Source organism: Streptomyces sp. NPDC001617 (assembly GCF_053596855.1).
Window position 1 is genome coordinate 1 of the sequence record NZ_JBSFHA010000155.1, and the last position, 11611, is coordinate 11611.

11 protein-coding genes and 4 pseudogenes are annotated in these 11611 nt (G+C 66.7%); 7 read left to right on the forward strand and 8 right to left on the reverse strand.

The window, feature by feature from the left end; all coding sequences use genetic code 11:
• The 4 genes and pseudogenes from ACWC09_RS51245 to ACWC09_RS51260 form a co-directional block, all read left to right on the forward strand.
• A pseudogene (locus tag ACWC09_RS51245) lies at positions 1–247 on the forward strand (transposase); the annotation flags it as partial.
• A gap of 445 nt (positions 248–692) precedes the next feature.
• The gene (locus ACWC09_RS51250; RefSeq protein WP_450859053.1) at positions 693–1748 is read left to right on the forward strand and encodes a hypothetical protein; all 1056 of its coding nucleotides are present in this window, start codon (positions 693–695) and stop codon (positions 1746–1748) included.
• A 339-nt stretch (positions 1749–2087) separates the two neighbouring features.
• Positions 2088–2564: a hypothetical protein gene (locus tag ACWC09_RS51255; protein ID WP_450859055.1), complete on the forward strand. Its 477-nt coding sequence runs from the start codon at positions 2088–2090 to the stop codon at positions 2562–2564.
• Positions 2565–2988: 424 nt separating this feature from the next.
• The gene (locus tag ACWC09_RS51260; RefSeq protein WP_450859056.1) at positions 2989–3171 is read left to right on the forward strand and encodes a hypothetical protein; all 183 of its coding nucleotides are present in this window, start codon (positions 2989–2991) and stop codon (positions 3169–3171) included.
• Here the strand turns inward: ACWC09_RS51260 and ACWC09_RS51265 are convergent.
• The 4 genes and pseudogenes from ACWC09_RS51265 to ACWC09_RS51280 all read right to left on the reverse strand — a co-directional run.
• Positions 3084–3653 (reverse strand): MmcQ/YjbR family DNA-binding protein, encoded by a 570-nt coding sequence (locus tag ACWC09_RS51265; protein ID WP_450859058.1) that lies wholly within the window; start codon positions 3651–3653, stop codon positions 3084–3086. The genes ACWC09_RS51260 and ACWC09_RS51265 overlap by 88 nt on opposite strands.
• Positions 3650–4046 (reverse strand): annotated as a pseudogene (locus ACWC09_RS51270) (MmcQ/YjbR family DNA-binding protein). The gene ACWC09_RS51265 and the pseudogene ACWC09_RS51270 overlap by 4 nt, the downstream one beginning before the upstream one ends.
• An 87-nt stretch (positions 4047–4133) precedes the next feature.
• The gene (locus ACWC09_RS51275) at positions 4134–4403 is read right to left on the reverse strand and encodes a hypothetical protein (RefSeq protein ID WP_450859059.1); all 270 of its coding nucleotides are present in this window, start codon (positions 4401–4403) and stop codon (positions 4134–4136) included.
• Between the two features lie 147 nt (positions 4404–4550).
• Positions 4551–4706 (reverse strand): annotated as a pseudogene (locus ACWC09_RS51280) (dihydrofolate reductase family protein); the annotation flags it as partial.
• A gap of 158 nt (positions 4707–4864) precedes the next feature.
• Between ACWC09_RS51280 and ACWC09_RS51285 the strand changes: the two are divergent.
• A complete protein-coding gene (locus ACWC09_RS51285) occupies positions 4865–5308 on the forward strand; it encodes a hypothetical protein (protein WP_450859060.1) in 444 nt (147 codons plus the stop codon).
• Between the two features lie 48 nt (positions 5309–5356).
• Here the strand turns inward: ACWC09_RS51285 and ACWC09_RS51290 are convergent, their stop codons facing one another.
• Together ACWC09_RS51290 and ACWC09_RS51295 are read right to left on the reverse strand one after the other, a co-directional pair.
• Complete coding sequence (locus ACWC09_RS51290) at positions 5357–6382, reverse strand: NucA/NucB deoxyribonuclease domain-containing protein (RefSeq protein ID WP_450859062.1); 1026 nt, start codon at positions 6380–6382, stop codon at positions 5357–5359.
• A 481-nt stretch (positions 6383–6863) separates the two neighbouring features.
• Positions 6864–7406, reverse strand: a pseudogene (locus tag ACWC09_RS51295) (transposase); the annotation flags it as partial.
• 409 nt (positions 7407–7815) lie between these two features.
• Here ACWC09_RS51295 and ACWC09_RS51300 point away from each other — a divergent pair.
• Positions 7816–8427 carry a transposase gene (locus ACWC09_RS51300; protein ID WP_450859063.1) on the forward strand — a complete coding sequence of 204 codons (612 nt, stop codon included), beginning with the start codon at positions 7816–7818 and terminating at the stop codon, positions 8425–8427.
• A gap of 76 nt (positions 8428–8503) precedes the next feature.
• On the opposite strand, the gene ACWC09_RS51305 is transcribed toward ACWC09_RS51300, so the two are convergent.
• Entirely contained in the window at positions 8504–10666 is a 2163-nt protein-coding gene (locus ACWC09_RS51305) for an NB-ARC domain-containing protein (protein WP_450859065.1), read from the reverse strand.
• Between the two features lie 44 nt (positions 10667–10710).
• On the reverse strand, positions 10711–11184 hold the full coding sequence (locus tag ACWC09_RS51310) for a hypothetical protein (RefSeq protein WP_450859066.1): 474 nt from the start codon (positions 11182–11184) through the stop codon (positions 10711–10713).
• 154 nt (positions 11185–11338) lie between these two features.
• On the opposite strand from ACWC09_RS51310, the gene ACWC09_RS51315 reads away from it, so the two are divergent.
• The gene (locus ACWC09_RS51315) at positions 11339–11518 is read left to right on the forward strand and encodes a transposase (RefSeq protein WP_450859067.1); all 180 of its coding nucleotides are present in this window, start codon (positions 11339–11341) and stop codon (positions 11516–11518) included.
• The last annotated feature ends 93 nt before the right edge of the window (positions 11519–11611 follow it).

Genomic DNA, 11611 nt, shown 5'->3' on the forward strand with positions numbered 1-11611 from the left:
GTTCACCGCATTCCCGCGCGAGATCTGGCGGCAGATCTGGTCGAACAACCCGCAAGAACGGCTTAACAAGGAGATCCGCCGCCGCACCGACGTGGGCGGCATCTTCCCCGACCGCACCGCTCTGATCCGCCTGGTCGGCGCGGTGCTGGCCGAGCAGAACGACGAGTGGACCGAGACCCGCCGTTACCTGGGCCGCGAACTCCTCGCCAAGGCCCGCTTCCACCCGATCGATTCACAAACCGACGAGACCGTCCTCCCGACGAGCTCACCGCATAGCCTCAAAACGAGATCACCGAGTGGCCATCGATACACCACCTCGGCGGACGTGACCCGCCTCCGTGAGCTTCCGGATGCACTGGTCTGCGCGGATCGCCGGGTCGAAGGACGGATATGGGACGGAAACCTATCGCATTCCTCCCGAAGCTGGACCAGCAGCTACTGAAACGCCAGGCTGACGCACTCGGTGCAGCACAGCGCAGCTGAGCTTCCCGCACGTTCAGTGCGTGTACGACGGATGATCAAACCGGGCGTTCGTCTGGGCGGTGCTACTTCGGCAGCTGGGCGAGCCTCGGGCACTCCCAAGCAGACCCGCTCAGCGGTGCTCACCCAATAGCCGACGCCGAGGGCTGGTCCCTACCGCTGTGGGCCACCGTGGCCGGTGCGCTTCGCGCATCGGCGCAGGGTACAGACAGATGGACGGTGACCGTACGCCCGAACCCCATGGCTCGTGGACCGCCGTGGTGGCGTGCGGATGCTGGCAGACCGTGTGGAGGCCGCTGCTGGCTGAACTGCGCAGCGACGGCAACCTTGCCGTTCTGTCGATGGTCCATGGTGTGTATCGGGAATCGTCGGCGCGTGAGGGACTGATGAAGCGGATGCTGCAGGTGCTGCGGAAGGCGGAGATGTTGCTGCTGACGGCGAGCCTGAAGGCCGATGGGTATCTCGGCATGGGCGGGAGGTACCGGCCTCCGGCTCCCATCGCGGTTCGCGTGGCCAGCCGCCCGCTGCGCTCCGCCGCTGTCCTGGCGGTACCGCTCGCGGCGCTGGCCGGTATGACCTTCGGGGCATTCACCGATGGGACGCGTTTCTTGCAGGCCGTCTTGTTCGGCACTGGGCTGATGCTGTTCTTCGCACAGTGCCTGCGGGTGGAGCGCCTGACTCAATTGCACTACGAACGCGTCGGCTACGATCCCGCCGCCCGTCTGCCCGTGCACCATCACGGTCAGGGCGGCCTCGGCCAGGCCCTTGCACGGCTGTGTATGCACTGGTGTGTGCTGACAGTGCTCTTCTGGTGCGTGGAAAGAGCCAAAGGCGCTCCGGTCAGTTGGCTCTTCAGTGGGGTGTCCATGGGGCTGGTGCTCCTGTGCGTAACTGCGGTCAGCTACTTGGCGCAGCGGAAAAGGCAGCGGGCGCACTCGCCGAACACCGGGCACCTCCAAGATCCCCGACAGAGCCAAGCTGAGTACGACGCGTCTATGAGACGTCGCGTCCGCGTCCCTTTCTGGATGGTGCTGCTGTGCCTCGCCGGCGCTGTCCTTGCGACGTCGTACGCGACCCGCACCGTGCGGCCGCACTGCGCGATCGACATCAGCGTCCCTCTGGCCGACCGTCGCGGGAACCCGCTGGTGCCCCGCGAGGACTGGAAGCGATGGACCGCTGAGGAACGCACCGATGCGGCCTACAATTTCGCGGTTGGCGCGGGCCGCTGCAAGGCCCCGGAACCTCGCTGGCGTCTATGGCTCGGCTGAGCCTGTCAGACGGCGTGGACGTACGCGGTCCACGCGAGGTCAGTGCCACGTGAGCGAACACCGTGGTCACACGCCGCCACCACTCCCCAAGCTCTGTGCCAGATCGCAGCGAACGCCAACGAAGCACGCCCTGTCATGGCTGGATCAGGAGCAGGCACTGGCCTTGCACAACACATGGAGCATCCGTTTCTAGGTCCCTCGGATACCGGTAATGTCCGACACGCCATGGAACCATCGACAACGGGGCAAGGATGACTTGGCTGCGCGATGCAGTCGGCTGCGGCCGCGCAGCGTCCACGGGCCGCGATCTACGCGAGGACACTCGGAGGGGAGCCAGCTTTGACGGGCCACCTCGATGAAGAGCCTGCCGAGCACCGGCGTTTTGCCGGCTATCTGCGGGCGCTGGAGGCGGTCGCCGAGGAGGGCGAAGCCGACCTGGTGTCCGCTGTTCTGCGGGATCAGGACCAAGTGATGGCGGACAGCGCGGTGGGCCGCCATCTGGACCGCCGGGCCGCCCAGTTGCTGACCGGCCCGCACTTCACCCCGTGGGCCCAGGCCATGGCCGAGGTGGTCGGCGAGCGCGGCTTCCTCACACGTCGGCTGCGTGAGTGGAGCCTGCTCAGATCCATCGTCCTGCGCGAGCCGTGGGCAGTGCAGGATCTCACCGCAGCTTCCGACTGGTTGCAGCGCATGTCCACAACCACGCAGACCGTCACCGCACCTGAGGTCCTGGGACTGCTTGCCGAACGCGGACGAACCCGCGGTATCCGCAACGCAGCACGCGACCGCCTGCACCAGCTGGAACAGCCGAGATGACGTGATCCCCGGGGCACGGCCATTCCTCGGCGGAGCCCATCGGAGGACCCTGCCCCGGAGACGGGGCGGCAATAGTCCGCTCCCGAGAGGCACTGCGCCGGGCCAGTTTCCAGCGCGCTCCCAGGCTCGCCAGGCCTGTGGCTCCCGATCGCGTGCTGGTGATCGCCCCTGATCCCCGCCAAAGCGGATCAAGCCCAATGATCGATTCCCCGGGGCGGGCATGGCGGTGAGCAGTAGGGCTGTGTTGCCACAGCCGTCGCTGCTACGCGGCTGCCCCTGACGACGTGAAGCCTGGAGCGTTGGCAAGAGGTTGCCTTGCTGTCACCGTGGTCCGCTCTGCGCGGGCTGGACTTGACCAGGTTCGAGGTCCGGTGTGCGGCTGGCCGCGGAGCTCGGGGCCCGGCGGCGGTCGTGTGAGCAGGCGGTGCGCTCGGTCGTCGTGGTGGTGTGCAGGGCTGACCGGGCGGCCCTGTCGAAGACTCGTACACTGGTCGCTCCTTCGGCGCACACGGACGATCTTCACCACGCTGTGTACGACGTCCTGCAAGGCTGCGGTCTGCAACGCGTCCGGATACAGCGCCTCGCCCTGGCCACGGAGACGCGATGAGGCGACTTCATCGCCCAGTTCCCAGAGCTGCCTGGCCGGGCTGAGGTCAGCCAGTGTCCAAGGGGGCGCAGCCAATGTTCACCGGGCGGTCGCGGTCGCGTCGAGTCCGGGCCAGGGGCTCGCGGCGGGCGCTCGCTCTGTTGCGGACCGTCGATGACCAGGTCGTAGGAGTGTTTAACCGTATCGTTGATCAGTTGCTTCGTGATGCCCCGCCCGGGCCCCAGCGAGGTCCAGTGCCTCTTGTCGAGGTAGCGGCCCGGGGTGATCGAGGCGTAGTTGCGTTCCAGTGCCCGCGCATACTCGGGCTCGCACTTGACCGTGATGAACTGTTCGTCCGGGACATCGGTGACGATCAGGAACACCTTGTCCGCGACCTTGCACACGTCGAGTCCGGGAGTGAAGGGGTAGCCGTGGCTGATGTCGGGGAGGGCCAGGGCCGCCTTGCGGGCGGTGACCTGAAGGCGGTCACCGGCCGCGCTCACCGGCCCGTCCGAGTGCCGGTGCCGTAGGTGTGCGGGTCGACGGGCTGCTCGGCCTTGGGCAGGTGGGAGACGACGAGCAGGTAGGAGTCGGTGACGAGTTCCCTGACGAGCTCCTTGTCGACGCCTGTCCCGCCCTCCAGCGTGATCCAGTGCTTCTTGTTGATGTGGTAGCGCGGGGGTGATGTGGCTGTTGTGTTCCCGGAGAGCATGGGCCGCGCCGGGGTCCGCCTTGAGGATCGCGACGGGGCGCCCGGGGATTTTGGTCATCAGCATGAACACCTTGCCGCGTACCTTGAAGACCTCCCAGTCCGGGCCGAAGGGATGCTCCAGCTGGTCTGCGGGAAGGTCCCGCGCGTACTCGGCGGCGAACGTCTGCAGGGTCGATCCGTTCATGAGTGTTTCCTTTCTCGGGTCCGGGAGGGGCAGGCCCGAGGCGTCCTGGTCAGGCCGCCGGGCGGCGAGGGGCGGGACGCGGGCCTGTCACCGGTGCTGTGCGGTGCGCAGCTCGTCGGTGAACCGGGCGAGGACGTCCTCGGCCGTGGGGACGGGGCCGAACAGCTGCTCCTGGCGGCGGGGGTCGGCGACGTAGCGTCCGGTGTCGAACCAGCCGAACATCGCGGCCATGTCCTTGACCACCGGATGGAAGCGGCCGACGACGGCTCCTGCGGCGCGGACGACGACGGAGGGGACGGCCCACACCTTGATCTTCTTTCCGGCCCGGTGGCCCATCAGGTCGGCGACCTCGCGCATGCTGACCGGACGGTCCCAGCCGATGTCGATGCGTTCACCGTTGGCGGCCTAGGAGCCGACGGCGGCCGCCAGGTGCGCCGCGAGATCGGAGGTGCGGAGGAAGGTCAGCGGGACGGTGGCCTTGGACATCCAGATCAGGCGGCCCTTGTCGAGGGAGTGCCACTCGCCGCCGGCCGTGCGCATGGGCCAGCTCGCCGTGGCTCCGGCCCAGGCGAACAGCCTCTCGGGATGGTCGTGGCCCAAGGGCCGCTCGAGACTGTGGTGCTCGCGGGCACTGATCTCGCCGATCCCAATCGGCTCGATACGGGCTTTGGCCGAGGCCGGAACGGACGGCTCGCCGGGCGCCGCTCACGGTCCCAGAAGCGTGAGGGGAATCCGTGTCCCAGGGGCCCTCAAGGGTTCACTTCGCCACGTCGACTGGTTGGGATACTGCTTGTACACACAGTGTTGGGAGGCACGGAGTGGGACTGGCTGACTCCTTCGGAGCAGTTGTGCTGGTGGAACGGCACTTGTTCGCCCTGATCGACACCGATCCTGAGATCGAGGAGCCGTTCTCTCGTCTCCCGCCGAACGGGTCGTTTCTGGTTCATGAAGGTGCTGTCGTTGTCGCCTCTGCGCTCGAAGACCAGATGGCTCGGGTCAGGGTGGAGCTGTGGGACTCGATGCCGGACGCGCCACCCGAGGCTGAGTTCCGGAGCATGGGGGAGCAGACCTCCGTCAGCTTCGATTCCGAGCAGATCCAGCTGGTCAACCTGATGCGTGAGCCTGCGGGGGACGAGCACGAACTGACGGACGCGGGACCGTATCAGGTGCGTGTGTGGGTGGGGCCTCAGGAAGAGGACCCGGAAGAAGAGCTGGAGGCCTATCGGCTCTTCGAACGGTTCGTGATCCAGTTGTGGCGTTGAGAGAGGTCAGGCGGGGCGGCCCTGATGGAACCGCCCCGCCTGGTTCGACTACTTCACCTGTACGTAGAACGCATCTCCATCCAGGATGCGAGCGTCGTTGTACCAAGTGGAGAGTTGGGATCCGGCCTTCTGGTTGTCGGTACTGTCCAGGGCTCGTGCGGAGAAGTTGCCCTGGGCCTTGGCCGCCCCTTCCTTCGTGGTGCTGAAGGGGTACTCGTCGCAGTCCTTGTCCTGGCTGGAGTAGTTCGGCCAGTTGGCCTGGCAGACCGTCCGAGCGGTGTCGCGGTTCTGCCGGCGCTGGGTGGTGTCGTAGAAGATCCGGTGCAGCGGCTTCGCCGACGGGGCGCCGGGGACCTTCTTGCCCGCCTTGGCGGGGACGGTGTTCTCGGGATGGTGCTGGGCGTCGTAGATGTGCTGTGCGGTCTCGTTGACGGCGGCGTTGCTGCGGTCGTACGTCAACGTGTTGCGGGTGCTGGTGAAGATGCTGCCCTTCTTGTACTTCTGGTAGGAGGCGCTGTCGAACCGCATGCTGATCTTGGGCTCGGGCAGCTGGACGTTCTGCTTGTCCTTGGAGATGAAGAAGGTCGCCGGCACGAAGTCGAACTTGTGGACCTTGTCCCGCCCGGTGCCTGACGCTTCGTCCTCATCGAACGTCAGTAGCTCCATGGCTTCCTTCTTCCAGCCCTTGATGCTGGCGTCCTCCTGCGCCGCGCCAACCTCACCGCGGAAGCCGCCGGAGATCTGGGTGACGCCCCCGTGCTTCTCGCCCTTGTGCAGGATGGGGCCGGTCCCGCTCGACTGGTTCCACCGGTTGATCAGGAACGTCGTCGAGTCCTGGATGGTGCCGGTGGTCTGGATGTCCTCGAAGTACTGGTCGAAGGAGACGCTCCGCTCGCCCTGGTAGGCGTAGCCGATGATCGTCTCGACATAGGTGAGCGTGCCGACGGGTTCGCCGGTCCGCACGTCCGTGCCGACGACCTGCACCGTTCCTCGTCGGCACAAGGCGAAGTGGTTCTTGACCCACTCGGGCTTGCCGGCACTGTTGCCGTGCCGTACGCACTCGTTGTGTGTCACGTCGTGATAGTTGAAGTCACCACCGCCCGGAGGCCGCGGGTTTGCGGCACGGGCGACGGACGAAGCGGTGCCACGGGCGTCAGCCGCAAGTGAGTCGACTTGGTCCAACGGCGTGTACGTCGCCGTGTAGTTGATGTCGGATGGAGTGGACTCGGAGGCGCTGAGGGCTGTAGCTGGTGAAAGAAGCACAGCAAGCGCGCTCGCTATGACCGGCATAGCCAGTCTGGCAGGTCTCACAAATACCCCCCTGTAGAGCTTGGTCGCGCTCAAGGTAACGGAGGCGTGATCTTCAACTGGTGAGCACGCGGGACAAGGCATCAAAAGGTGATCAGGTCCACATCAAGCGTCCTGGCAGGTGATCGGGACATGCGGCACAGGGACGCCGCCCCTCCCAGCCGCAGGCCAGGTGACCGGTTGGCGCACATGCCGGCCAAGCCCGCGTGCCGGACGACCGGCCGTCATGTCCCGCGGGGTGGTGTAGTCACGGCAGCTGTTTCGGTTCCGGTTGTGCGGTGATCTGCGGTTCGGGTTCGGTTGGCTTGGTGGTGAAGAGCTCAGCCATGGAGGCTTCCGACAGGTAGCGGCGGTCGAAGACCTGCCACTCGTCGTGGAGTTCGGCCAGGACCGCGGCTGCGAGCCGGTCCAGGGCGGCGGGATTGGGGAAGACCTGGACGACGTCGGCCCGTCGTTTGATCTCCCGGTTCAGCCGTTCCAACGGGTTGGTCGACCAGATCTTCTTCCAGTGCGCCGGCGGGAAGTCGGCGAACGCGGTGATGTCCGTCGCCGCATCCAGCAGTATCATCTTGACCTGCGGGAACTGCCGTCCGAGCATGTCGGCGACCACGTCCAGCTGGGTGCGCACCTGCTCACCGGTGGTCTGCGCGAAGATGGTGCGGATGGTGGCGGCGACCATCTCCCCGGAGCCCCTCTCGATCACCGAGAACACGTCCCGGACGAAGTGAACCCGGCACCTTTGCCATGCCGCGCCGAGGAAAACGGTGCGGATCGCGGCCACCAGACCGCTGACTCGTACCGGTACTACCCAGATTGCGGAGGAGTGCTGCGGGCAGGGGCCATGCTGATGCGCCCAATTCGGCTCCACACGCTACGGAGAAGCCCGATGGACGGGCACCACCGCGCTCACACTCAGTCCTCCGTCGGGGAGGTGAGCCGAGCCGAGGGTGGGTGTCAGTAGCGGGCTGTACCGTACTGAGTACGGGTTGCGCACCGGCCCAAGCTGGCCCCTTGCCCATGACTGAGAGCCCTGGGGCGAAGGTACGCGGGACCTTCGGGTCCGTGCGCATCAGTGCGGAGTTCACGTCGCCGTTGTGGCGTTGGCCTCCACGCCCGACGGGCGCGTCGCGGACTCCTGCCGGCCGAGCACCTGGTCGACGCCGGCTACACCTCCCTGCCCCACCTGGAACAAGCCACCCGTGAACACCAGGTCACCGTCTCCGGGCCACCGGGGCAACCCCACCTGCCAACACCGCCGCAACGAGGGCTTCGCCCGGGACGACTTCCACGTCGACTACGACCGCCAGCAAGTCACCTGCCTCCAGAGGCAGGTCAGTGCGGGCTGGCACGGCCCCTACCTGACCTCCTCGCCCACCGCGGCCCCGCTGATGGTGGCCAGGTTCACCAAGAGCCAGTGCCGCCCCTGCCCGGGACGCACCCAGTGCACCACCACCGCCGACATCGCCCGCACCGTGGGCTTTCCCCCACGAGAACTCCGCGACCTGCAACTCCGCGTCCGCACCGAGCAGCAGACGTCTGAGGGGAAGACTCGCTACGCGGTCCGCTCCGGAGTGGAGGGTACGGTCAACGAGTTCGCCCACGGACACGGCATGCGCCACTGCTGCTACCGAGGACAGGGAAAGGCCCACATTCAGCACGTCCTGACGGCCATCGCCGTCAACATCGAGCGCCTCGGCGGACTGCCGCCGACCGACGAAACCACCACGCCCCGCCGGCCGACTGCCCTCCAGTACTACCTCGACCAGCGCGAGATACCCCGGCCGAAGTCCTGGCGAACCCTGGGCAGTTGACCTCGCCAACTCCAAGATCCCCGACCGAGTCAAGCTGAGCTGAAGCGGGCATCCAGGTGAGTCCCCCCGAATGAGGTCAAACGCTCTTCGGGGGATGCAACGCCGCGAGCCATTGTTCAAGCAGGCTACGGGTGTGGCTGATCTGAGCGTGGTCGGGGCCCAGTATCCGTTCCTCATCGGCCAACACGGCTGCCAGGGTGGTCACCGCTCCAGTCGCATCCCCCGCCTGCCATCGGTAGGAGGCGAGGCGCTTGCGAGTATCGCGGACGTTTGGGTGATCGATACTGAACAGCCGTAATTCTTCCTCCAGAATCTTTTCGTACTCCGTTACGGCAGCCCGCTCGTCCCCTGCGGCTGCCCGGGCAGCGGCGAGGTGCGACCGGGCGGCGAGGGTGTTGTGATGGCCTGCACCTCTCAGTCGCGTCCGGTCCGCCACTAGTTGTACGCCGTCCGCTATCGCGCCGACTGCGTCGCCGGCCTTCCTTCGCCAGTGTGCGAGGAGGTGGCGTGTAGTGAGGGTGTCCTCATGGTCGGGCCCAAGGGCATGTTCCTGGTCGGCGTGCACCTGTTCCAGCGCGGTGACGGCACGATGCGCGCCTATGGTCTCCCCCCACCAGTGCGCGAGGAGATAGCGGGCGTTGAGGGTGAGGGGGTGGCAGGGGCCCAGCCATTGCCGCATTTGTCCTGACAGCGACTGTAGGGTGGTCACAGCGCCGAGTTTGTCTCCCATATGCCCGGTCAGATGGGCGAGATCGGCTTGCGCTTCAAGGCAGTCGGGGTGAGCAGGCCCGAACCGTCGGTGAGCGGCGTCGGCCAGATGCCGTTGGTAGTCGAGGGCAGCCTGTATCTGGCCACTGTTCCACAGGCTGCCTGCATAGCGGCGCAGGATTGGGTGCGCTGTGGCGGTGTACAGGGCTCCTTCGCTGTGCTGGACCAGAGCAGCGGCGTTGGCCCGAAGCATGTCACCCTCGGCGACCACATCGAGGCCTGAGTCTGATGGCCACGAGGCAAGCAGGGCATCGGCTGCGATCTGGGCGAGCTGCCCGCATCTTTCGGTGGTCAATGCATCACGAGTAGCCCGCTGGACAAGCTGATGAACACGAACGCTTGGAGGGGCGCTGCCGGGAACGCGATCGAGGAGGCTTAGACGGTGAAGGGCCGTCAGGGCGTCGCAGGCCTCGCGGACGTCGAGATCGTCCGTGGTCTTCCGCTCGATGGTGGAGCCACGCTGATCCGCTAGGTAGGCGAGGGCAGGCGCACTCGTCAGCACGGAGACAGGGATGCCATTAGGGGCGAGCATGGCGGCGAGCTGGAGCAGGGCGCGCGCCAGACCTCGCGGTGACAATCGGTCGGCGCGGTCGATGGACAGTGACCACACAGCGGCAACTGGCGACGTCTGACCGTCGGGCAGGCCGGCCGCGTCCGGTACGGCATCGGCCAGGCTTCGCCTGCGGTCGTTCAGCATGGTGCAATAGTCGGCGATGCTCAAGGCCTGGTCGGTGAGGTAGGCGGCGGCCTGGGACAACGCCAGCGGCAAACATCCCAGTTCGGCCGCCAGTTCGGCCAGGCATTCGGGCGGCTCCGTGCGACGGTGGGCCGCCAGAGTGGAGGCCAGATAGCGGACGGCCTCGCCGGGCGTGAACAGACCGATCTGGATCTGGCGGCGGCCACTGCCCATGAGGGCTGCTTCCCGGCGTCGCGTAGTGACCAGCGTTCGGCCCAACGGCTGCTCGGGTGGCCACAGACCCCGGACATCGGCGGGATCCGCCAGGTCGTCCAGGACCACCAGCCACCGGTACCGCTTCGCCCGCAACCACGCCAGGAACACCCTGGCTGCCAGCTCCGGATCGTGGGTGTCGGCGCCGCACACCTCGACGGCGGCTTGTGTGTAGCCGGAGATGATTGCATCACGGCTGACCGCGCTCACCCACACCAGCAGGTCGACCTCAGCACGGTCCCAGACGTGATGTGCGTAGTCTGCGGCGAGCTGCGTTTTGCCCACTCCGCCCATCCCGGTGAGGACCTGGTACAGCACCGCTGTACCACCGTCAGCCAGTGCCGCCCGCATCCGGTCGGCCTCTCGGCGGTGCTGGAAGGACAGAGCTCGGGAAGGGATCACACCGACCTGGTGCGGCAACGCCGCAGGCGCGCGCGGCGCGCCATGCCAGTGCTGGTGGAGCTCGCCGATGCTCCCGGCGGCGACGCTGTCGCCGATCGCGGTGATGACCGTGTCACCCACGCGGGACGGGCTGGTGGGAGGGGGTGTGATGGTGCCGGGTGCGGTCAGCCCTGATCCGAGCCCGGCAGCGGAGGGTTTCCAGCGCGCCCGATCGTCACGTCTCCCGTCTTCAGCGCAGCTACCGATCCGCCATCGGCGCGAATGTCCACATTCCCGCCGATGGCCTGCCCGTCACTGGACGCTGACACCTCGCCGTCGGCAACAACGGCTTGAAGCTTGTTCACCAGTTCCTCGAGAGCTTCGGCAAAGGCCGGGTCACGCTCGGCTACATCTTCCAGGGAGTCCACCAGTCGGCGCCACGTCCGCTCCGAGAGCTCCTTCCGCCCGGACTCGGCTTCCTCCAGGGCACGCTCCAGCGCCGGATCTTGACCCAGCTTCGCGGCGATCAGTTCGTGTAGCCGGTCCATTCCTGCATGCAGCGCCTGGTCGACCTCGGCATCCGCACGGCCACCCACTCGTCGTGCCTTGCGCACGGCCCACGCGAACACGTACCCGACCGCCAACTCCACACCCACCACGGCGCCCCCCAACACATCTCATCCGACCGTGCACCGGCCGTGGACCGAACTGACCGAGCCGCAGACATAACTGCCGAACTCATTCTGACGGGCCATCCACCTTGATGGTGGACGCCTCGACACTGGATCTCGAATTCAGGGAGAGGAGTCCCGGGTGGGGACCTACATGTACTCGGCGGAGTTCCGGGCCGACGCCGTGGCGCCGGCCCGTTCGCCGGACCGGCGCGTCTCTCGCATCGCCGCCGAACTCGGCGTGAACCACGAGACGCTGCGGCAGTGGATCAAGAGCGTGGAGAAGTCCGAGCGTCCCGAGGCACTCGCAGAGTCCACTTAGAACTCCTAACAAAGTGTGAGGTTCTTCAGTCGTCGCCAGCAGATGATGCTGCAGGCGAGGCTGAGGAAGGCTTCGTGGATGTCGTCGCGTATC